At 66.1% G+C, this 21451-nt stretch carries 17 protein-coding genes and 1 pseudogene; 7 read left to right on the forward strand and 11 right to left on the reverse strand.

Annotation, left to right across the window (positions count from 1 at the left end):
• Positions 1–22: 22 nt before the first annotated feature.
• From IFR23_RS03430 to IFR23_RS03445, 4 genes are read right to left on the reverse strand one after another with little or no spacing between them, the layout of a single operon-like run.
• Entirely contained in the window at positions 23–1597 is a 1575-nt protein-coding gene (locus tag IFR23_RS03430; RefSeq protein ID WP_192975005.1) for an alpha-N-arabinofuranosidase, read from the reverse strand.
• Positions 1598–1604: 7 nt separating this feature from the next.
• Positions 1605–2531 (reverse strand): Gfo/Idh/MocA family protein, encoded by a 927-nt coding sequence (locus tag IFR23_RS03435; protein WP_192974729.1) that lies wholly within the window; start codon positions 2529–2531, stop codon positions 1605–1607.
• Positions 2532–2533: 2 nt separating this feature from the next.
• Positions 2534–3526 carry an AraD1 family protein gene (gene araD1, locus IFR23_RS03440; RefSeq protein ID WP_192974730.1) on the reverse strand — a complete coding sequence of 331 codons (993 nt, stop codon included), beginning with the start codon at positions 3524–3526 and terminating at the stop codon, positions 2534–2536.
• Between the two features lie 56 nt (positions 3527–3582).
• On the reverse strand, positions 3583–5133 hold the full coding sequence (locus tag IFR23_RS03445; protein ID WP_192974731.1) for an aldehyde dehydrogenase (NADP(+)): 1551 nt from the start codon (positions 5131–5133) through the stop codon (positions 3583–3585).
• A gap of 108 nt (positions 5134–5241) precedes the next feature.
• On the opposite strand from IFR23_RS03445, the gene IFR23_RS03450 reads away from it, so the two are divergent.
• A complete protein-coding gene (locus IFR23_RS03450; protein WP_192974732.1) occupies positions 5242–6003 on the forward strand; it encodes a FadR/GntR family transcriptional regulator in 762 nt (253 codons plus the stop codon).
• A 65-nt stretch (positions 6004–6068) separates the two neighbouring features.
• Here IFR23_RS03450 and IFR23_RS03455 read toward each other — a convergent pair whose 3' ends face one another.
• Complete coding sequence (locus IFR23_RS03455) at positions 6069–7379, reverse strand: sugar MFS transporter (RefSeq protein ID WP_197978275.1); 1311 nt, start codon at positions 7377–7379, stop codon at positions 6069–6071.
• A 155-nt stretch (positions 7380–7534) separates the two neighbouring features.
• Between IFR23_RS03455 and IFR23_RS03460 the strand changes: the two genes are divergently transcribed.
• Both IFR23_RS03460 and IFR23_RS03465 read left to right on the forward strand, forming a co-directional pair.
• Positions 7535–8680: an aldose epimerase family protein gene (locus IFR23_RS03460; RefSeq protein WP_192974734.1), complete on the forward strand. Its 1146-nt coding sequence runs from the start codon at positions 7535–7537 to the stop codon at positions 8678–8680.
• Positions 8681–8729: 49 nt separating this feature from the next.
• On the forward strand, positions 8730–10532 hold the full coding sequence (locus tag IFR23_RS03465; protein WP_192974735.1) for an IlvD/Edd family dehydratase: 1803 nt from the start codon (positions 8730–8732) through the stop codon (positions 10530–10532).
• Positions 10533–10580: 48 nt separating this feature from the next.
• Here the strand turns inward: IFR23_RS03465 and IFR23_RS03470 are convergent.
• The 5 genes and pseudogenes from IFR23_RS03470 to IFR23_RS03490 all read right to left on the reverse strand — a co-directional run.
• Positions 10581–10916 (reverse strand): annotated as a pseudogene (locus IFR23_RS03470) (1,4-beta-xylanase); the annotation flags it as partial.
• 231 nt (positions 10917–11147) lie between these two features.
• A complete protein-coding gene (locus IFR23_RS03475; protein ID WP_192974736.1) occupies positions 11148–12422 on the reverse strand; it encodes an NAD(P)/FAD-dependent oxidoreductase in 1275 nt (424 codons plus the stop codon).
• Positions 12415–12678 (reverse strand): hypothetical protein, encoded by a 264-nt coding sequence (locus tag IFR23_RS03480; protein WP_192974737.1) that lies wholly within the window; start codon positions 12676–12678, stop codon positions 12415–12417. The genes IFR23_RS03475 and IFR23_RS03480 overlap by 8 nt, the downstream gene beginning before the upstream one ends.
• Positions 12675–13874, reverse strand: coding sequence for an acyl-CoA dehydrogenase family protein (locus tag IFR23_RS03485; protein ID WP_192974738.1), 1200 nt, complete (start codon positions 13872–13874; stop codon positions 12675–12677). The genes IFR23_RS03480 and IFR23_RS03485 overlap by 4 nt, the downstream gene beginning before the upstream one ends.
• A 301-nt stretch (positions 13875–14175) precedes the next feature.
• Positions 14176–14817 carry a TetR/AcrR family transcriptional regulator gene (locus tag IFR23_RS03490; RefSeq protein WP_192974739.1) on the reverse strand — a complete coding sequence of 214 codons (642 nt, stop codon included), beginning with the start codon at positions 14815–14817 and terminating at the stop codon, positions 14176–14178.
• Between the two features lie 183 nt (positions 14818–15000).
• Between IFR23_RS03490 and IFR23_RS03495 the strand changes: the two genes are divergently transcribed.
• On the forward strand, positions 15001–16191 hold the full coding sequence (locus IFR23_RS03495) for an acetyl-CoA C-acyltransferase (RefSeq protein WP_192974740.1): 1191 nt from the start codon (positions 15001–15003) through the stop codon (positions 16189–16191).
• 115 nt (positions 16192–16306) lie between these two features.
• Positions 16307–17365 (forward strand): CoA transferase, encoded by a 1059-nt coding sequence (locus IFR23_RS03500; RefSeq protein WP_192974741.1) that lies wholly within the window; start codon positions 16307–16309, stop codon positions 17363–17365.
• 10 nt (positions 17366–17375) lie between these two features.
• Here IFR23_RS03500 and IFR23_RS03505 read toward each other — a convergent pair whose 3' ends face one another.
• Positions 17376–18260, reverse strand: a complete 885-nt coding sequence (locus IFR23_RS03505; protein ID WP_192974742.1) for an HpcH/HpaI aldolase/citrate lyase family protein — start codon at positions 18258–18260, stop codon at positions 17376–17378.
• 211 nt (positions 18261–18471) lie between these two features.
• Between IFR23_RS03505 and cysD the strand changes: the two genes are divergently transcribed.
• Both cysD and cysN read left to right on the forward strand, forming a co-directional pair.
• On the forward strand, positions 18472–19377 hold the full coding sequence (cysD, locus tag IFR23_RS03510) for a sulfate adenylyltransferase subunit CysD (RefSeq protein WP_192974743.1): 906 nt from the start codon (positions 18472–18474) through the stop codon (positions 19375–19377).
• 130 nt (positions 19378–19507) lie between these two features.
• The gene (cysN, locus tag IFR23_RS03515) at positions 19508–21451 is read left to right on the forward strand and encodes a sulfate adenylyltransferase subunit CysN (protein WP_192974744.1); all 1944 of its coding nucleotides are present in this window, start codon (positions 19508–19510) and stop codon (positions 21449–21451) included.

Below are 21451 nucleotides of genomic sequence, written 5' to 3' on the forward strand. Positions count from 1 at the left end.
GTTGCTCCGGCGGGCGTCACGATCACTTCAGTTCGAGCATCACCACCGACATCGGCGGCAACGTCACCGACAGCGTTCCACCGCTCAGACTAGCGCCATTGAATGCCTTCGGTGCGACCGCGTTGGGCGCCTCGAAGGTGTTGAGCGCAGTCATCATCGGCGCGGTCAGCACCTGCCCGGTGACGGTCTGCGCCGTCACGCCGGGCAACGCGGCCGAGACGCTCGTGGGCTTGTTCGGATCGAGGTTCGAGAGCGCGATCCGCACCACGCCGTCCTTTCCGCGCACCGCCGATGCGCTGACCGACGGCATCGTCCACTGGTCCTTGTTGTACCAGGGCGACTTGATATCGATCGGCAGGACGGTGCCGTCCATGTACGGCTTGTACATCGCGAACACGTGATAGGTCGGCGTCAGCACCATCTTGCTGCCGTCGGTCAGGATCATCGCCTGCAGCACGTTCACCATCTGCGCGATCGCGGTCATCTTCACGCGGTCGGCATGCTTGGCGAAGATGTTGAGGTTGATCGCGGTGACCAGCGCGTCACGCAGCGTGTTCTGCTGGCGCAGGAAACCGGGGTTGGTGCCCGGATCGCCGGCGTACCACGTGCCCCACTCGTCGACCGCGAGCCACATCGTCTTCTTCGGATCGACCTTGTCCATGATCGCCGAATGCTTGGTGATCAGCTCGTCCATCTTGAGCGTCTCGGACAGCGTCTCGGCCCAGCCGCGCTCGTCGAACACGGTCGCGGACGCACGCGGCGGCCAGCCACCGGGGACGGTGTAGTAATGCAGCGACAGCGCATCGACCTTGCCGACCAGCTCTCGCGCCATCGTCTCGGTCCAGTGATAATCGTCGACGTTGGCGCCGCTCGCGATCTTCATCACGCGCGTATCCTTGGGCGCCTTGATGAAGGTGGCATAACGCCGCGTGACGTCGGCGGCATATTCGGCGCGCATGTTGCCGCCACAGCCCCACAGCTCGTTGCCGACGCCGAAATACGGCACCGCCCATGGCGCCTTGTGGCCGTTCTTGGCACGTTCGTCGGCGAGCGTGCCGGCGGGCGAGGTCATGTATTCGACCCACTCCGCCATTTCCTGCGGCGTGCCGTTGCCGACGTTGCCGGCGATATAGGGCTCGGCGCCGAGCTGTCCCGCGAGGTCCATAAACTCGTGCGTGCCGACCGTGTTGGGCTCGGTCACGCCGCCCCAATGCGTGTTGATCTTGACCGGGCGCTTGGCCTTGGGGCCGATGCCCTCGCGCCAGTGATATTCGTCGGCGAAGCAACCGCCGGGCCAGCGCACGACCGGCACGCCGATCCCGCGCAGCGCGGTGACGACATCGGTGCGGAAACCGCGGACGTTGGGAATCTTGGACTTTTCGCCAACCCAGAGCCCGCCATAGATGCCGGTGCCGAGATGCTCCGCGAACTGCGTGAAGATGCGGCGATCATAGGTCGGGCCGGGCGTGTCGGCGTGGACCGTAACGGTTGCCCCGGTCGAACCGGGCGCGGTGGCGGGCGCGTCGGTCTGCGCGGTGCCGATGCCGGCGGTCGAGAGCAGGAGCGCGGCGGCGATGCCCTTCAGCGTGCGGGTCATTTTTGCCTCAATCATCGAAAGCCTCCACGGAATTGCGGGTGCCGCGCAGGAACGCGTCGGCGACGAGGGTGAACGGGGTCGTGTCGACTTCGCTGCGACCACCGCGGATCAGCGCGGCGAAGCGCGTGTAGAGGCCGGGATATTCCTCGTCGTCGTTATGCACGGTGCCGCTCGGCAGGGTGAGTACCGCGCCGCCCTTGGCGAGGCTGAGCGTGCCGGCGTCGGTCTCGACGGTGATGTCCCAGCTCTGCGGGCCGGTCTGGCGCCAGTCGAGATCCATGCTGATCGGCGTACCCGAGGCGCTGCGGAAGGTCAGGTCGGCGGCGATCGGCGCGGCGCGGTTGGCGGGCGTCGACAGCGTCGCGGCCGTCAGGAAGAACGGCTGCGGCAGGATCTCGGTCGCGATCGACAGCGCGTTGATGCCGGGATCGAAGACGCCGAGCCCACCCGGCTCCCAGATCCACGCCTGCCCCGGATGCCAGACGCGAACGTCCTCGCGCCAGACGATCGACACGCGCTCGATCTTACGCTCGGCGAGCCACGCCTTGGCCGGCGCGACACCCGCTGCGAACCGCGAATGCCAGCCGGCGAACAACGTCGTTCCCGTTTCGGAAGCCTGCGCTTCGAGTGCATCGACCTCGGCGAGCGTCGCGCCGGGCGGCTTTTCGAGGAAGACGTGCACGCGCTTGGCGAGCGCCATCGAGGCGAGCTCGTAGCGTACCTGTGGCGGCGTGCAGAGCGCGATCGCGTCGATCGCCGGACCGTCGGCGAGCAACGCCTCCAGCGACCTGAAGTTGGCGATACCCTCGACGCCCGGATCACGCGGGCTGACGCTGGCCACGAACTCGAACTCAGGGTTGCCCGCGATCGACGGAAGATGCTGGTCGCGGGCAATCTTGCCCATACCGATGACCGCGATCTTGATAGCGGCCATGCTTAGAGCGCCTTCACGGTAACGGGCTGCGGCGCAGCCTTGGTCAGCGTGTTGCGCAACGGCAGGGTGAACGGCGCAGCCTCGATCTCGAACACATCGCCTTCGCGCGTCGTCACGCCGTCGGCGAACGACAGCGTCGCGGTGCCGAAGAAATGGACGTGCACGTCGCCCGGACGGCGGAACAGGTCGTATTTGAAGTGATGCGCCTCGAGGTTGGCGATGGTGTGCGACATGTTCGCCTCGCCCGACAGGAACGGCTTTTCCCACAGCAGCGCGCCGTCGCGGTGGATGCGGCTCGCACCCTCGATATGCTCGGGCGGCGTGCCGACCAGCAGTTCGGGGCCGAGCGACGCCTGGCGCAGCTTCGAATGCGCGAGCCAGAGATAATTGTGGCGCTCGGTGACGTGATCGCTGAATTCGTTGGCGAGGCACAGGCCGAGGCGGAACGGCGTGCCGTCGGGACCGATCAGGTAGATCCCGGCAAGCTCTGGCTCCTCGCCGCCATCTTCGGCGAAATCGGGCATCGCGAATGCCGCACCCGGCGCAACCAGCCCCGAGCCATCGCCCTTGTAGAACCATTCGGGCTGCTGGCCACGCGTCCCCGCTGCGGGCTTGCCGCCCTCGACGCCTTCGAGGAACATCCGCATCGAATCGGTCTGCTTCTCGGCGTCCGCGGCCGCGCGGTGCATCTTGTCGCGGCCCTCGGCCGAACCGAGATGCGTCAGGCCGGTGCCGGTCATGATCAAATGGGCCGGATCGACATGATCGATCGGCGAGGTCAGGCGACCCGCGGCGAGTTCGGCGGCGATGTCGACGCTCGCGCCCGTTCCACAGGTCGCAACCGCGCCGGCGAGATCGCTACCGGCGGCAATCGCACGCTCGGCCAGCGCGCGAACGCTGTCGACCCCAGTGACGAACGCCGCCCCCTCGTTAGTAGCCGCGATCACCGATCGCGTGCCATCGACACCAACATGCTGCAACAGACGCAAAGTCATCAATTTCTCTCCTAGTCGGGACGCCGCCGTTACGGTTCGCCCCCGATATTTTCAGGTCAGTTGGCGGGAACGCCGTCGATCAGCCGCGGCGCGGTCGTGCCGTCACGCAACATCTCCGGCAGCAGTTCGGGCAGCAGATTCTGGTACGACACCGGCCGCAGGAACCGATCGATCGCAAGGCTGCCGACCGAAGTCGTGCGGCCGTCCGACGTCGCCGGGAAAGGACCGCCATGGACCATGGCATGGGCCACCTCGACACCGGTAGGCCAGCCGTTCGCGAGAATGCGTCCCGCCTTGCGTTCGAGCAGCGGGATCAGTCGCGACGCCATGTCGGCATCGCCCGCATCCATCTGGATCGTCGCGGTCAGCTGACCCTCGGCGGCGCGCAGTACGGCGTGGAGCTCGTCCTCGCTCGTGCAGCGCACCAGCAACGACGATGCCCCGAACACTTCATGCCCCAGCGCCTTGTCGCGCAGGAACTGTGCGGCGGTCGTCTCGAAGAACGCCGCCTGGCCCTGCGCGACGCCTTCGCCGACCTTGCCACGTGCGATCTCGTTCACCGCGTCGTGGCTGGCGAGTGCGGCGATGCCCTGCTCGTAGGCGGCATGGATGCCGCTGGTGAGCATCGTCGCGGCGGGAGCCTCGGGCAATGCCGTTGCGGCAGCGGACACGAATGCGTCGAGCCCCTCGCCTTCGAGCGCGAGCACGAGGCCGGGGTTGGTGCAGAACTGCCCCGCGCCCATCGTGAGCGACCCGACGAACGCCGTGCCAAGCGCAGCGCCGCGCGCCTTCAGGGCTTCGGGCAGCAGCACGACCGGGTTGATGCTCGACATCTCGGCATAGACCGGGATCGGAACTTCACGGGTCTGCGCCAGCTTGACGAGTGCAAGCCCCCCTGCCCGCGAACCGGTGAAACCGACTGCGGCGATCCGGGGATCCTGCACCAGCGCGCTGCCGAGCTCGTTGCCGGGACCGACCAGATGCGAGAACACGCCCGCCGGCAATCCGCACGCAGCGACCGCGGCCTCGATCGCGCCGGCGACCAGCGCGCCGGTGGCTGGATGCGCAGGGTGCCCCTTGACGACGACCGGGCAGCCTGCGGCCAGCGCCGACGCGGTGTCGCCACCAGCGGTCGAGAAGGCGAGCGGGAAATTGCTTGCGCCAAACACCGCGACCGGGCCGAGCGGGATCATTCGCAGCCGAAGATCGGGGCGCGGCAAGGGCGCGCGATCGGGCAGTGCCGGATCGATCCGCAACCCCATCCAGCCGCCACGACGGACGACGCCGGCGAACAGCTTCAACTGGCCGACGGTGCGGCCGCGCTCGCCTTCCAGTCGTGCGCGCGGCAGGCCGCTTTCGCGCATCGCGGTGACGATCAGGTCGTCGCCGAGTGCGACGATCTTCTCGCCGATCCGTTCGAGAAAGTCGGCGCGTGCGTCGTTGCCGGTCGCGCGATAGGCGTCGAATGCCGCCTCGGCGGCGGCGCATGCTGCCTCGACATCGGCCGGGCCATGCACCGCGAACGGATTACCCACTGCAGCACCGGTGGCGGCATCGATGGATCGAAACGCAGAACGCTCGGTCTGGCTCGTGCTTGTGTCTGACATAGTATCCACTCCCTATACTCCGACATATAAGCGACGCTAGGTTTTGGCAATCTTTGTCGTTCCTTGATCGTGCAGGGGCTGTTACGCCGTGTCCAGGGAGCAAGCGTTATGACGGACGTCGATCGAGTAGAGGTCGTTAGCGAAGATGAAACGCCGATCGCCCGCGCTCCACGCGGTACCGGTCGACGGTTGCACGGCGCGGTCGCCCATAAACTCGGCACCGCGATATTGTCGGGGGAGTATGCACCCGGCGACACCCTGTCAGGCGAAGTCGAGTTCTCGAAAACGCTCGACGTGTCGCGCAGCGCCTACCGCGAGGCCGTCCAGGTCCTCACCGCAAAGGGACTGGTCGAAAGCCGTCCGAAGATCGGCACGCGCGTGCTCCCGCGCAGCCGGTGGAACCTGCTCGATCCCGACGTCCTCGCCTGGGCGTTTGCGGGTGAGCCCGACATCGCGTTCGTCCGAGGCCTGTTCGAACTGCGCGCGATCGTCGAGCCGGCGGCGGCGGCGTTGGCCGCGGAACGACGCGAACGGACCGACCTGAAGATCATGAAGGAAGCCTTGGCGGCGATGCGGCGCCATACGCTGGCCACCGAGGCAGGGCGCGCGGCGGATCGCGAGTTCCACGACGCCGTGCTGACCGCGACACGCAACGATGCGCTGATCGTGCTGAGCGCGAGCATCGGCGCGGCCGTCAACTGGACCACGCAGTTCAAACAGCGCGCCCGCGCCTTGCCCCGCAATCCGATCCCCGATCACGTGCTGGTCTACGACGCGATCGCCGCCGGCGATGCCAACGGTGCTAGCGCAGCGATGCGGACGCTGGTCGATCTGGCGCTGGAGGATACGAAACTGGCGATGGCACGCTGATCGCCCGCCACCGCCGCTTCGTCGTCGCCCGCTAAATCGGCGCCCCGGTCAAGGGGCGCGCCACTTCAGGGAACGGCGACGGGATCGGGCAGCGCTTCGGTCACGCGCGAGCCCCAGACCGCGTAGAACAGGATGTACAGTTCGCACACCGCGGTCAGCAGGAACGAGATCTGCAACCCGTAGGTATCGGCAAGCCAACCCTGGACGATCACCAGCGCACCGCCCGCGATCGCCATGATCAGCAGGCCGGACCCTTCTTCAGTGAGCGGACCGAGGCCGCGGATGCCGAGCGTGAAGATCGTCGGGAACATGATCGAGTGGAACAGCCCGACCGAGATCAGCGCCCACATCGCGACGTGCCCGGTGGTGAAGGTCGCGATCAGCATCACGACGAACGCACCGATGCTCGCCACCGCCAGCACGCGCTCGGCGGGGATCGTCCGCATCACGACGCTGCCGACCAGCCGGCCGACCATCATGCCGCCCCACAGGATGAACAGGTAATGCGAGGCCTGCTCGTGCGTCAAATTGCCGATCTGCGGCTGGCTGACGAAATTGATGAACAGATTGGCGACGCCGATCTCGGCTATCAGATAAATGAAGATCGCCGGGATGCCGAGTACGAGGTTGCGGTGCGACCAGAGCGACAGGCCCTTGCGATCCGCCTTCGCCGAGCGCTGCGTCGACGCGCCCATTGCCGGCAGCGGGAAGCGCGCGATCACGATCGCGAGCACGACCAGCACGCCCGCGACGATCAGATACGGCAACACCACCGACTGTGCGTCCGCAAGTCGTTCTGCCGGCGTGAGCACCGCGGTCGACCCGGCAACGGCAGTGCCCGATGTGGAACGACCGAGGATCAGATACCCGCCGAACAGCGGCGCGAGCGTAGCCCCCGCCGAGTTGAACGCCTGCACCAGGTTGAGCCGCGACGACGCGGTCTCGGAGGGACCGACGACCGCGACATACGGGTTGGCCGCGACCTGGAGCAGCGTAATCCCGCTCGCGATCACGAACAGCGCAAACAGCGTGACGCCGTAGGACGGCAATCGCGCGGCGGGCACCATCATCAGCGCGCCGACCGCCATCAGGCCCAGCCCGAACACCATCGCGCGCTGATAGCCGACTCGCTCGATCAGCTTGGCGGACGGGATCGACGCGAAGAAATAGGCGATGAACCAGACGCTCTCGATCAGCGTGGTCTGTGTGTAGCTGAGGTCGAACACGCTGCGCAGATGCGGCAGCAGCGTGTTGTTGATGACCGTGATGAAGCCCCACATGAAGAACAGGCTGGCGAGCAGAGTCAGTGCGGAGCGGTAGCTTGGGCTAGCCCCCGGCGGATCCTGTGTCGCTGCACCCTCGACGGGTCGTTGCATCTGTATCGGCATCGCCATAATCGCTCACCCTCCGTGCCATGTCGGCGACTGCACGACAGTCTTTTCCCGCATGGCTTGCTCAGAAATATATTGTCGGACTATATAGCCTCACAAGGCGCGTCAACGGCGTCGAGCGATTAAGGACGGGAACCGGGATGCGCGCAATCACAAAGTCGGGGATCATCGCGGCCACTGCGTTGACGATAGTGTCGTCACACGCCGCGAACGCCGCATCGGCCAAGCGCGAAGCGTTCGGCAAATTGCCCAACGGCACCGCGATCGAAGCCGTCACCTTGACCGGCAACAACGGTGTCAGCGCGCGCATCATGACGCTCGGCGCGACGCTCCAGTCGTTCAACGCACCCGACCGCAACGGCAAGGCGGCCGACATCACGCTCGGCTATGACGATGCCGCAAGCTACGTCACCGCACCCAATTTCTGGGGCCAGACGATCGGGCGCTACGCCAACCGCATCGCCGGCGGCCGCTTCACGCTCGACGGCAAGCCCTATCAGATCACGCTCAACGACAAGACCAACACGTTGCACGGCGGCACGGTCGGCTTCGACAAGCATGTCTGGAAGATCGTCTCGGTCACGAATGGCGCGCAGGCGAAGGTCGTGATGACGCTGACCAGCCCGGCAGGCGACCAGGGCTACCCCGGCACGCTGTCGGTCAAGGTCACCTATGCGCTCGACGACAAAGGTGCGCTGACGATCGACTTCGACGCGACCAGCGATGCACCGACGATCGTCAACCTGACCAATCACGCGCTGTTCGATCTGGCGGGTGAAGGCTCCGCGACCGGGATCTACGGCCAGCGGCTGACGATCCCGGCGCGGCGCTATACGCCTGTCAACGCGACGCTGATCCCGACCGGCGAGTTGAAGCCCGTCGCGGGCACCGTGTTCGACTTCACCAAGGGACGCGCGCTGTCCGGCGGCATTCGCGACGGACGCGATCCGCAGATCGCCATCGGTCGCGGCTGGGATCACAACTTCGTGCTCGACAAGGGCGCAACGCCCGAGCCGGGGCTCGCCGCGCGGGTCGAGGACCCGGCATCGGGTCGCGTGCTCGAGGTATTGACCACCGAGCCTGGGGTACAATTTTACTCGGGCAATTTCCTCGATGGGTCGCTGATCGGCAAGTCTGGTCATGTGTACCGGATGGGCGACGGCCTCGCGCTCGAACCGCAGAAATTCCCCGACACCCCCAACCAGCCTGCGTTCGGTTCGGCGCGCGTCGATCCCGGCAAACCCTATCATCACCGCATGGTCTACCGCGTTTCCGTCGCCCGCTGATACCGGCCCGCCGACATCGACCTCTAGCCCGATCTCCAGAAAGCTCCTCATGACCGAAATGCCCAAGCTTCCCCAGTCGCTCAGAAGCCGCGCGTGGTTCGACAACCCCGAGAACATCGACATGACCGCGCTCTATCTGGAGCGCTATCTGAACTTCGGGTTGAGCCTCGAGGAACTGCGCTCGGGCAAGCCGATCATCGGCATCGCGCAGACCGGCAGCGACCTGTCGCCGTGCAACCGCCACCACTTGGTGCTGGCGGAACGCTTGCGCGAAGGCATCCGTGAAGCCGGCGGCATCGCGCTCGAATTCCCGGTCCATCCGATCCAGGAAACCGGCAAGCGCCCGACCGCGGGGCTCGACCGCAACCTCGCCTATCTGGCGCTGGTCGAGGTGCTGTACGGCTATCCGCTCGACGGCGTCGTGCTGACGATCGGCTGCGACAAGACGACGCCCGCCTGCCTGATGGCCGCCGCAACCGTCAACATCCCGGCTATCGCGCTCTCCGTGGGACCGATGCTCAATGGCTGGCACAAGGGCGAGCGGACTGGCTCGGGCACGATCGTGTGGAAGGCGCGCGAGCTGCTCGCGACCGGCGCGATCGACGACGAGGGCTTCATCAAGCTCGTCGCATCGTCGGCACCCTCGACCGGCTATTGCAACACGATGGGCACCGCGACCACGATGAACAGCCTCGCCGAAGCGCTCGGCATGCAGTTGCCCGGCTCGGCCGCGATCCCGGCGCCTTATCGTGATCGCCAGGAAGTTGCCTACCGCACCGGCAAGCGGATCGTCGACATGGTTGCCGAGGATCTGAAGCCTTCGGACATCCTCACGAAGGAGGCGTTCCACAACGCGATCGTCGTCAATTCGGCGATCGGCGGCTCGACCAACGCACCGATCCATCTCGCCGCGATCGCGCGCCATATCGGCGTCGACCTGCCGATCGACGACTGGCAGACGCACGGCCACAAGGTGCCGCTGATGGTCAACCTCCAGCCCGCAGGCGAATATCTCGGCGAGGATTATTACCATGCCGGCGGCGTGCCAGCAGTAGTCGCCGAGCTGATGAAGCAGGGCCTCATCCACGAAGACGCGATGACCGCGAACGGCAAGTCGATCGGCGACAATTGCCGGACCGCGACGATCGAGGACGAGCGCGTCATCCGCCCGTTCGCGACGCCGTTGCTGGAGGACGCCGGCTTCATCGTGCTGCGCGGCAATCTGTTCGACTCGGCGATCATGAAGACCAGCGTGATCTCACCGGAGTTCCGCGAGCGCTATCTGTCCAACCCGGACGATCTCGAAGCATTCGAGGGCCCCGCGGTCGTGTTCGACGGACCGGAGGATTATCATCACCGGATCGACGACCCCTCGCTCGGGATCACCACCGACACGTTGCTGTTCATGCGTGGCGCCGGCCCGATCGGCTATCCGGGCGCCGCCGAGGTCGTGAACATGCGGCCGCCGGCGTATCTGATCCGCGAGGGCGTCCATGCCCTCCCCTGCATCGGCGACGGTCGCCAGTCGGGGACCTCGGGCTCGCCCTCGATCCTGAACGCCTCGCCCGAAGCCGCGGCGATGGGCGGCCTCGCGTTGATCCGTACCGGCGACCGTGTCCGCATCGACCTTGCCAAGGGCAGCGCCAACGTCCTGATCTCCGACGAGGACCTCGCCGAGCGCCGCCGAGCGCTGACCGAAGCGGGTGGCTATGCCTATCCGCGTTCGCAGACGCCGTGGCAGGAAATCCAGCGCGCCACCGTCGGCCAGATGGAAACGGGCGCAATCCTCGAAGGTGCGGAAAAGTACCAGCGGATCGCGCAGACGATGGGCCTACCGCGCGACAATCACTGATACGCATGCAGCATCGCCGTCCCGTGGGAGGGCGATGCTGCACACCGTTTACCGCTGGCGACGTACCGCGGATCCATCGAACGGCGCCGTCGGTACGACGCCCTTCGGTGCCGCGCTCAAGCGTCGGATCAGATCCGTCTCCGCTTGACGATACGGCATGCCGTCGTTCCGGAATACTTCGTGAAACCAGATCGTCGGCTCGGCGAGCACGTACGGCTTCTGCCAGCTGTCCCACGGTAGTCGCGTCTGCGTCTTCCCATCGACGAACCCCCAGTTGATCATGCCGACATTGTAGCGCTTGCCGATCGGCAGCGAGCCATCGAAGGTCGATCCGTTGCCGCGCGCCATGTATTCGGTGCAGATCACCGGGCGGTTATAGGCGAGCCCCCAATTTCCCCGAAGGCGCGATCCTGACGAGCGATGCGCGGCATCAAGGGCCGGGCCACCACAGCTTCATCCGCACACCTCAGGGCGAGTGGTTGATCGTGTATCATCGCTGGGATCAGCGACCGCGTCCGCTACGGCGCCGATGGCACGATCCTGCCGATCGCGATGACCGACGGCGAAGAAGCGCCGACCTTGCCGCTCAACAACCACTCGAGTCCTCATCCTGCCTTATGAGCGAGGTTGCTTGAAATCGAGAACCACCTCGTCCTCAGCGCGGATCGTCTTCAGGTCGATCGTCGGGTCAGCCAGCGATGTCGAGTCGGCGTGCACCGACCCGACGACCAATGCGCGGCCCTGCACGTAATCCCGCACGCGGTTGACGCAATCGAGCGCGATCACGCGTCCGGCTTTCAGGTAGATCACCGAAAAGCTGCGCTCTGCGGGATCGCCGCGCAGAACCGCTTCGTCGTAGCCCGTCGACAATCCGACGGTCTGAAGCTTGAGGTCGTACTGGTTCGACCAGAACCACGGCACCGCATGATAGCGCTCGGGCGCGCCGGTCAGCATCTTGGCCACGGTCGTCGCCTGGTCGTTCGCGTTCTGCACCGACTCCAGGCGGATCGTCGCGCCATTCGCGAACGCGTTTGCATGGGCCGCGCAGTCGCCGATCGCAAAGACGTCGGGCAACGTCGTGCGGCAATGGCCATCGACCAACACGCCGTTGTCCCCCGCGGCCCCGGCCGCAAGCAACGGCGCGACGGTGGGCACGATCCCGATCCCGACGATCACCATCTGGCATTCGAGCAACTCGCCATCGGCAAGGCGGACGGCGGATGCTGCGCCGTCCGCCCCCTCGATGCACGACACCGCGACGCCCGTCCGCAGGTCGACGCCGTGCGCACGGTGCTCGGCTTCGTAGAACCGCGTCAGCGGCTCGCCCGCGACACGCGCCAGTACGCGGTCCTGCGCCTCGACCAGGGTGACATGCTTACCGAGCTTGGTGAGCACTGCAGCTGCCTCGAGCCCGATATAACCGCCACCGATCACGACGACGCGCTGGACCGATGGCAGTTCGGCGATCATCCGGTCGACATCGGCGCGTGTCCTGACGCTATGGACCCCCATGAGGTCATGCCCGGCGCAGGTCAGCCGCCGCGGCGCGCCTCCCGTGGCCCAGATCAACGTCCCATACCCGATGACGCCGCCGGTCGCGGTCGTCACCCGGTGCGCCTCGGCATCGACGCTCGCGACGGTCAGCCCAGGCCGCAACGTGATCGCGCGGTCGCCCCAGAATGTTGCGGGGCGCAGGAGGATACGCTCGAACGGCTTGTTTCCCGAGAGATACTCCTTCGATAAGGGCGGTCGCTCGTACGGCAGCGAGGGCTCGTCACCGAGCAGCGCGATCGTACCGCCATGATTGCGCTGGCGCAGACTGATCGCCGCCTGCGCCCCGGCATGGCCCGCGCCGACGATCAATACGTCGTAATACTCCAGTTCAGACATTGCCCATCCTTCGCGAAGTCCCTGCACGCACCGCCTGTTGCCAACCAAGGTCAGCGATACACCGCAGGTCGGCGACCAGCCGCAAGGCGTGATCACGCGGTAGGGTCCGTTCAGACCGGTCGCCCTCGGACAGTTCGATGACGAGCGAACCCGCAAATTCGTCGACGTCCGCAGCCGTCCGTTCGGCTAACCGCGTCTCGTCGAACCGGTTCGCGTCACGCGCAGGTCGGCTTACCGCGAACGCCGGCTCGCTCATGCCGTGGTCTCGGACGCCTGCGCCGCTTTCCAGTCGCGCTTGATTTTCTTAGCGAGGCTCCATTTGTGAACCTCGGTCGGGCCGTCGTAGATCCGGAACGCGCGGATCTCGCGAAAGACCTGCTCGACGATCGTGTCGCCGGTCACGCCGGTACCGCCCATCACCTGGACGCAGCGATCGGCGATCCTCATCAACGCCTCCGATACCGCGACCTTCGCCATCGAGCTCTCCGCGGTGCCGAGCGAGCCCCCGTCGAGCACGCCTGCGCACCAGTCGATCATCAGTTCGGCCTGACGCAGGTCGATCAAATTCTCGGCGAGCATGAAGCCGACGCCCTCGTGATCGATCAGCGGCTTGCCGAACGCATGGCGCCGACAGGCATAGTCGGTGGCGATCTCGTTCGCGCGGATGCACGCGCCGAGCCAGCGCATGCAGTGCGACAGCCGCGCCGGCGACAGTCGCACCTGCGCATAGCGAAACCCCTCGTGCGGCGCACCGAGGATCGCGTCGGCGGACACGCGCAAGCCATCGATCGCGATGACCGCATGCCCGCCGGGCATCGAGCTGTCGATCGTGTCGAGCACGCGTTCGATGCGGATCGCCGGGTCGGGCAGGTCGACGAGGAACATCGTCGCCGCCAGCTTGCCGTCGCCGGGATCGGTCCGCGCCATGACGATGCCGATCTTCGCGCCGTCCGCGCCGGTGATGAACGCTTTCCGCCCATCGATCACCCAGTGGTTGCCGTCGAGCCGCGCGGTGGTCTGCATCATCGACGGGTCGGAGCCCGCGCCGCCCTCCGACGCCGGTTCGGTCATGAAGAACGCCGAGCGCGCGTCGCCGGCGATCATCGGCGCGAGGAAACGCTCCTTCTGCGCCGCCGACCCCGCCTTGCCGATCAGGTACATGTTGCCCTCGTCGGGGGCCATCGTATTGCACGCGAGCGGTCCGAGGGGAGACAGGCCCGAGCGGATCAGCACGTGCGCGGTCTCCGCCTGAGTCAGGTGATCGCCGTCGGCAAGGATGTGCGGTGTCAGGACGCCGGCGTCGCGGGCGAGCCCTCGCATCTCCTGGACGAGCTCGTCGGACGGCCCGTGACTGCCGCGGCGCGGATCGCGTTCGAACGGCACGACGACATCGCGGACGAACCGTTCGACGCGTTCGCCGATCGCCAGCGCGCGGGACGTAAGGGCGGTCACAACGACTGTCCGTCGTCGATCGTGGAGTCCGAACCGGTGATACCCGCGCTTGCGTCGGACAAGAGATAGATCAGCATAATATCGAGCGAATCCTCTTCGAATAATTTGCAGCACGGCCACGCCTGCAACCGATGCGACGGCGCCGAACCTTGCTTCGCCCGCGTCGTAGAATCACGGCATTCGCACCGGCTGGCGCGACGAGGACGACGCCTGTGCTAACCACGGGCATCCCATCTTCTCCGATAGCGCCGTCCGGATCCGAGGACTTCGTACGCACCGCGCTGCCCTATCGTCCAAACGCTCAACGGGCCGGACGCAAGCCGGCGCACAGCATTTCGACGATATCGCGCGCGACCTCCTGCGCGGACATCGGCCCGTCCGCGCGAAACCAGCGCGCCGGCCAGTTGAGCGCACCCGCGAGCGTGAACGCCGTCAGTCGCACGTCCAGCACCGTCGCCGACCGATCCGCCACTGCCGCTTCGATCATCGCCCGCATCGTCGCGTCGATCTCCGCCTTCAAAGCGCGAAACTCCTTCCGCGCGTCCGGCGACAAGACTTCGTCGGGCGTGCGGATGACGCAGCGACCGAAATCGTCCATCGTCACTTCGGCATAGCGGCGGAGAAACGCCTTGAGCCGTTCCAGTCCATCGCCCTCGATCCGCTGCGACTGTTCGGCGGCGAGACGCAATTGCTCCAGACCGATGCGAACGCACGCGAACAGCACCTGATCCTTGTTACCGAGATGATGGTAGATCACCGGCTTGGTGACGCCCAGGCTTGCCGCGACATCGTCGAGCGACGTCGCGTGAAACCCGCGCTCGTTGAACATCATCACTGCCGCCCGCAGCAACGCATCGCGCTTTTCGAGACGCAGCGCCTCGCGCGCCGCCAAGCTCTGAAACGGCGACGGCGACGGCGTTCTCAATGCAGGTTGGCCGGACATACCCGTTCTTGACACATAGCCGACGCCGCGCGCAACTACTCGCCAGTAGGGTGCATACCCGTCGTATGGCAATTTCGCGCACGCAGACCGATATCACCGTCAAGAGGGTCGTACGCCGACACTGTCGTACGCCGACTGTAGTACGAGCGCGCCGAGTTCACGCCGAGTCCACGAGGGAAGACCATGTCCGAAGATCCGATCATCATCGCCAGCTATGCCCGCACGCCGATGGGAGGCTTCCAGGGGGCGTTGTCCGGCGTCACGGCGGTCGAACTCGGCGCGACTGCGGTTCGTGCGGCGGTCGAGCGCTCGAAGGTCGATCCGGCGATCATCGACCGCATCTATATGGGCTGTGTGCTGCCCGCCGGGCTTGGCCAGGCACCCGCGCGGCAGGCCGCACTGGGTGCCGGCCTGCCCAATTCGGTTGAGGCAACCACCGTCAACAAGATGTGCGGCTCCGGCATGCAGGCGACGATCATGGCGACCGAGGCGCTGATGGCCGGCACCGTCGACGTCGTGATCGCCGGCGGCATGGAGAGCATGACCAACGCGCCGTTCCTGCTCGCCAAGCACCGCTCGGGTGCGCGGATCGGCCATGACGTCGTGTCGGATTCGATGATGATGGACGGCCTCGAAGACGCGTACGAGAAGGGCAAGCCGATGGGCGCCTTCGCCGAGGACACCGCAGGCGAGTACCAGTTCACGCGCGAGGACCAGGACGCGTTCGCGATCGAGAGCCTCACGCGCGCCAGCGCCGCGATCACCAGCGGCGGCTTCGCGGACGAGGTCGTGCCGGTCACCGTCAAGACGCGTGGCGGCGACGTGATCGTCAGCGAGGACGAACAGCCGGGCAAGGCCAAGCCCGAGAAGATCCCCGGCCTGCGCCCCGCATTCGCCAAGGACGGCACGATCACTGCCGCCACCTCCGCCTCGATCTCCGACGGTGCCGCCGCCCTCGTGCTGACGCGGGCGAGCGTTGCCGAGAAGCTGGGCCTGTCACAGGAGGCGCGGATCGTTGCGACCGCGGCGCACGCGCATGCCCCCGCGCTGTTCACGACCGCGCCGGTCTCGGCGATCCGAAAGGTTCTCGACCGTGCGGGCTGGAGCGTCGAGGACGTCGACCTGTTCGAAGTGAACGAGGCGTTCGCGACCGTCGCCATGATCGCGATGCGCGAACTCGGCATCCCGCGCGAGAAGCTGAACGTCAACGGCGGCGCCACCGCGCTCGGCCATCCGATCGGCGCAAGCGGCGCGCGGATTATCGCCACGCTGGTCGCCGCACTGAAGCTGCGTGGGCTGAAAAAGGGCGTCGCGGCGCTCTGCATCGGTGGCGGCGAAGCCACCGCGGTGGCGGTCGAACTGATCACCGAATGACGCGCAAACGCTCCGTTTTCGTGCGCACGCACGAATCCAGGACCACGGACGGCGACGCTCGTGATCCTGGGCTCCTGCGTTCGCAGGAGAACCGGGCAGTAGGAATACCGACCCGGTGACCGCGCTCGCCGGCCTTCGCGTCGTCGAGTTCGCCAGCATCGGGCCGGGCCCGCATGCGGCGATGCTGTTGTCCGATCTCGGCGCGGAGGTGCTGCGGATTGAGCGGGTCGGCGGCGGATTTCGCAATCCCGTGCTGGACCGCGGTCGTGCGCGGCTCGCGCTCGATATCCGAACGCCGGAGGGGCGAGAGCAGGCGCTTGCGATCACGGACCGCGCCGACGTCGTGATCGAGGGGCTGCGACCGGGCGTGATGGAGCGCCTCGGCCTCGGTCCGAAGGTGATGCTCGAACGCAACTCGCGGCTCGTCTATGGGCGGATGACCGGGTGGGGACAGACCGGGCCGCTCGCGCAGGTTGCGGGCCACGATCTCAATTACATCGCACTCAGCGGAGCGCTCGCGGCGATCGGCGCGCCGGAAACGCCGCCGCCGCCGCCGCTCAACCTGATCGGCGATTTCGGCGGCGGGTCACTGTATCTCGTCACCGGTATCCTTGCGGCGCTGCTCGAACGCGCGCGATCCGGGCTCGGCCAAGTCGTCGATGCAGCGATCGTCGACGGGGTTTCGTCTATGATGGCGCTGTTCGCGGGAATGGTCCCAGCCGGGGTGATGTCGATGGACCGCGACCGCAATCTGCTCGGTGGCGCGGCGCCATTCTACCGCTGTTACACCTGTGCCGACGGGCGGTACGTCTCGGTCGGCGCGATCGAGCCTAAATTCTATGCCGAACTGCTCGATCGGCTTGGCCTCCCCGCCGACCTCGCGGCGGACCAGATGCTCGTCGAGCGCTGGCCCGAAACCGCGCGACGCTTTGCCGCGGTGTTCGTGACCAGATCGAGGGACGACTGGTGCGCCGCGCTGGAAGGCACCGACACCTGCTTTGCGCCGGTGCTCGAACTCGACGAAGTGCCGGCGCATCGCCACATGGCGGATCGCGGCGTCGTCGTCGACGGCATCTGGCAGGCAGCCCCTGCCCCGCGCCTGTCCCGCACGCCGGGCCGGATCGCCCCCAGCTCCGATGGCGCGGCGCTGCTGGCGGAATGGGGCGTCGGCTAGGACGCCCCGATCACGCGCGCCCGACCTGCCGCAACAGATGCTCTGCGCGCGACAAATACGGTCGGTCGAGCATGCCGCCCTTGTAGCCGATCGTACCGACGCCGGGATTGGCCGCGAACAGATCGACGATCGCCTGCGCCTCGGCGATCTCCGCCTCGGTCGGCGTGAAGGCTGCGTTGATCACGTCGACTTGCGCCGGGTGGATCGCAAGCATCCCGCGGTAACCGTCACGCCGGACCTGCTCTGCGCGCGTCTTCAGCGTGTCGAGATCGCGGAAATCCCCCTGGATCGTCTCTATCGCGGTGACCCCTGCCGCCGCGGCCCCCAGCAGGCACATCGACCGTGCCAGTTCATAGGTGAAGCGGTAGCTGCCATCTGGATTGCAGTTCGCGCTAGCGCCGATCGAGTCCGCCAGATCCTCCGCGCCCCAGGTCAGCGCGACCACCCGAGGCGCACCCTTATAGTCGCCCGTGTGGAACATCGCTTCCGCCGTTTCGGTGATCAGCACGATCACCGGGGTCGACCCGATCGCGATGCCGTTCGCCGCCTCGAACGCGGACAGGTAATGATCGAGACGTTCGACGTCCTGCCGCCCGGCGACCTTGGGCAGCATGATCCCACCCGGCCGCGCGGGCATGATCGCGGCGAGATCGGTCAGCGTATATGGTCCATCGAGCGGATTGACCCGCACCCACATCCGCGCGCGGTGCGCGACGTGCGCGGTCAGCACGTCGTGGACGGTCTGGCGCGCGAGCGGCTTGTTCTCGGTCGTCACCGCGTCTTCGAGATCGAACAGGACGATGTCGGCGCTGCCCTCGATCGCCTTGGTCATCTTGCGTTCGCTATCGCCCGGCGCGAACAACCAGGAACGCGTTTTCAACGATGCAACGGACATGGCGGCATGGTCCCAGACGGATCGAAACAGGCGCGTTGCGTACGGCGTCGATCGCGGGCGGGCAACTGCGGCGCAGGGTTCGTCGCGAAATCGTGCATGGTGCGCGGCGCCGTCATTCGAGGCATGAGATAGCGAAGCGTTCCCCGACCGAAGAATGCATTGATTGCCGACACCGCCCTGCGCCGGGCAAACGGCGCCGCGGAGACACATCATGGCGAAGACACTCACCCATCTGGAACGGCTCGAGGCGGAGGCGATCCACATCCTGCGCGAAGTCGTGGCCGAGGCCGACAAGCCTGTGATGCTGTATTCGGTCGGCAAGGATTCGGCGGTGATGCTGCATCTTGCGCGGAAAGCCTTCTATCCTTCGCCCCCGCCCTTCCCGCTGCTGCATGTCGACACGACCTGGAAATTCCAGGAAATGTACAAGCTGCGCGACCGGATGGCGGCCGAGAGCGGGATGGAGTTGCTCGTCTACCAGAACCCCGAAGCCGCCGAGCGCGGGATCAACCCGTTCGATCACGGCGCGCTCCACACCGACATGTGGAAGACGGAGGGCCTGAAGCAGGCGCTCAACCTGCACGGATTCGACGCGGCGTTCGGTGGCGCGCGGCGCGACGAGGAAAAATCGCGCGCGAAGGAACGCATCATCTCGTTCCGTACCGCGACGCATGGCTGGGATCCGAAGAACCAGCGCCCCGAATTGTGGAACCTCTACAATGCGCGAAAATCGAAGGGCGAGAGCATCCGCGTGTTCCCGATCTCGAACTGGACCGAACTCGACGTCTGGCAATATATCCAGCTCAACGACGTGCCGATCGTCCCGCTGTATTACGCGGGCGTCCGCCCCACGGTCGAGCGCGACGGTATGCTGCTGATGGTCGACGACGATCGCTTCCGGCTCGAACCCGGCGAAGTCCCGGTCGATCGCTCGATCCGTTTCCGTACACTCGGCTGCTACCCGCTGACGGGCGCGGTCGAGAGCACGGCGTCGACGCTGTCCGAGATCATCCAGGAGACGCTGTTGACCACCACCAGCGAACGCCAAGGTCGCGCGATCGACAAGGATGCCGGCGGCGCGGGCATGGAGAAAAAGAAGCAGGAGGGGTATTTCTGATGCAGCCCCTCCCACCCTCACCCGTCATCCCCCTGCCCGTCATCCCAGCGAACGCTGGGATCTCGTGCCGCGAGGGCACGCTCACGACCGCAAGAGATTCCAGCTTTCGCTGGAATGACGGAGTTCTCTGATGTCCGACGCCGTTACAATCCCGCAAACCTCCGCCTACCAGACCGACGCGTTGATCGCCGAGGATATCGACGCGTATCTCGACCAGCATCGCAACAAGACGATGCTGCGCTTCATCACCTGTGGGTCGGTCGACGACGGCAAGTCGACGCTGATCGGCCGGCTGCTCTACGACTCGAAGATGATCTTCGAGGATCAGCTCGCAGCGCTCGAGGCGGACAGCAAGCGCGTCGGCACACAAGGTGGCGAGATCGACTTCGCGCTGCTCGTCGATGGGCTCGCCGCCGAGCGCGAACAGGGCATCACGATCGACGTCGCCTATCGCTTCTTCTCGACCGAAAAACGCAAGTTCATCGTCGCGGATACGCCGGGTCATGAGCAATATACTCGCAACATGGTGACCGGCGCCTCGACCGCCGACCTCGCCGTGATCCTGGTCGATGCGCGCAAGGGCGTGCTGACGCAGACCAAGCGCCACAGCTATCTGGCGCACCTGATCGGCATCCGGAACCTCGTGCTCGCCGTCAACAAGATGGACCTGATCGGCTACGATCAGGCGCGCTACGACGAGATCGTTGCGGAGTATTCGGCGTTCGCGACAAGCATCGGCATCACCGCGTTCACGCCGATGCCGATCTCGGGGTTCAAGGGCGACAACATCTCCCTCAGGTCCGAAACCATGCCCTGGTATTCCGGCGCGACGTTGATGGAGCATCTCGAAGCCGTCGATGTCGATATCGACGACGACCAGGCCAAGCCGTTCCGGATGAGCGTGCAGTGGGTCAACCGCCCCAACCTCGATTTCCGCGGCTTCTCCGGCCAGATCGCCGCCGGCACGGTCAAGCCGGGCGACGCGATCCGCGTCCTGCCCGGTGGCAAGACCTCGACGATCAGCCGGATCACGACGCTCGACGGCGATCTCGACGAAGCGGTTGCGGGGCAGTCCGTCACGCTGTCGTTCGCCGACGAGATCGACTGCTCGAGCGGCAACGTCATCGCCGCGTCGGATGCGCCGCCCGAAACCGCGGACCAGTTCGAGACGACGATCGTCTGGATGGACGACGAGCCGCTGATCGTCGGCCGCTCCTACTGGCTGAAGCTCGGCACGCAGATGGTGTCCGCCACCGTTCGCGAGCCGAAATACCAGGTCAACGTCAACACCATGGAGCGGCTCGCGACCAAGACGCTCGAGCTGAACGCGATCGGCGTCGCGGAGATCTTGACGGACCGCGCGATCGTGTTCGAGGCCTACGCGCAAGAGGGGGCGGCGCCGAACAAGGTGCTCGGCGGGTTCATCCTGATCGACAAGATCACCAACGCGACCGTCGCGGCGGGGATGGTCCATTTCAGCCTGCGCCGCTCGCAGAACGTCCACTGGCAGGCGACTGACATCGGCCGCGAGGCGCATGCCGGGCTGAAGAACCAGAAACAGGCGGTGTTGTGGTTCACCGGGCTGTCGGGTGCTGGCAAGTCGACGATCGCCAACGAGGTCGAGAAACAGCTCAACCTGATGAACCGGCACACCTTCCTGCTGGACGGCGACAACATCCGCCACGGGCTGAACAAGGATCTGGGCTTCACCGAGGCCGACCGGATCGAGAATATCCGGCGCGTCGGCGAGGTCGCCAAGCTGATGGCGGACGCCGGGCTGATCGTGCTCACCGCGTTCATCTCGCCGTTCCGTGCCGAGCGCGACATGGTGCGCGCGATGCTGCCGGCGGGCGAGTTCATCGAGATCTTCGTCGACACGCCGCTCGATGTGGCGGAAGGTCGCGACGTGAAAGGCCTCTACAAGAAAGCACGGGCAGGCGATTTGAAGAACTTTACCGGGATCGACAGCCCTTACGAGGCGCCGCTCAACGCGGAGATCCGAGTCAACACGGTCGAGATGACGCCGGTCGAGGCGGCCGCGTTCATCGTCCGCCAGATCATGCCGCTCAAGTGA

The sequence above is a fragment of the Sphingomonas sp. CFBP 13603 genome (assembly GCF_014892665.1).
Classification (GTDB): Bacteria; Pseudomonadota; Alphaproteobacteria; order Sphingomonadales; family Sphingomonadaceae; genus Sphingomonas.

Bases quoted from the DNA above. Each gene is read 5' to 3' on its own strand.
- IFR23_RS03430 (WP_192975005.1), bottom strand. From the start codon at position 1,597: ATGACCCGCACGCTGAAGGGCATCGCCGCCGCGCTCCTGCTCTCGACC.
- IFR23_RS03435 (WP_192974729.1), bottom strand. From the start codon at position 2,531: ATGGCCGCTATCAAGATCGCGGTCATCGGTATGGGCAAGATTGCCCGC.
- araD1 (WP_192974730.1), bottom strand. From the start codon at position 3,526: ATGACTTTGCGTCTGTTGCAGCATGTTGGTGTCGATGGCACGCGATCG.
- IFR23_RS03445 (WP_192974731.1), bottom strand. From the start codon at position 5,133: ATGTCAGACACAAGCACGAGCCAGACCGAGCGTTCTGCGTTTCGATCC.
- IFR23_RS03450 (WP_192974732.1), top strand. From the start codon at position 5,242: ATGACGGACGTCGATCGAGTAGAGGTCGTTAGCGAAGATGAAACGCCG.
- IFR23_RS03455 (WP_197978275.1), bottom strand. From the start codon at position 7,379: ATGCAACGACCCGTCGAGGGTGCAGCGACACAGGATCCGCCGGGGGCT.
- IFR23_RS03460 (WP_192974734.1), top strand. From the start codon at position 7,535: ATGCGCGCAATCACAAAGTCGGGGATCATCGCGGCCACTGCGTTGACG.
- IFR23_RS03465 (WP_192974735.1), top strand. From the start codon at position 8,730: ATGACCGAAATGCCCAAGCTTCCCCAGTCGCTCAGAAGCCGCGCGTGG.
- IFR23_RS03475 (WP_192974736.1), bottom strand. From the start codon at position 12,422: ATGTCTGAACTGGAGTATTACGACGTATTGATCGTCGGCGCGGGCCAT.
- IFR23_RS03480 (WP_192974737.1), bottom strand. From the start codon at position 12,678: ATGAGCGAGCCGGCGTTCGCGGTAAGCCGACCTGCGCGTGACGCGAAC.
- IFR23_RS03490 (WP_192974739.1), bottom strand. From the start codon at position 14,817: ATGTCCGGCCAACCTGCATTGAGAACGCCGTCGCCGTCGCCGTTTCAG.
- IFR23_RS03495 (WP_192974740.1), top strand. From the start codon at position 15,001: ATGTCCGAAGATCCGATCATCATCGCCAGCTATGCCCGCACGCCGATG.
- IFR23_RS03505 (WP_192974742.1), bottom strand. From the start codon at position 18,260: ATGTCCGTTGCATCGTTGAAAACGCGTTCCTGGTTGTTCGCGCCGGGC.
- cysD (WP_192974743.1), top strand. From the start codon at position 18,472: ATGGCGAAGACACTCACCCATCTGGAACGGCTCGAGGCGGAGGCGATC.
- cysN (WP_192974744.1), top strand. From the start codon at position 19,508: ATGTCCGACGCCGTTACAATCCCGCAAACCTCCGCCTACCAGACCGAC.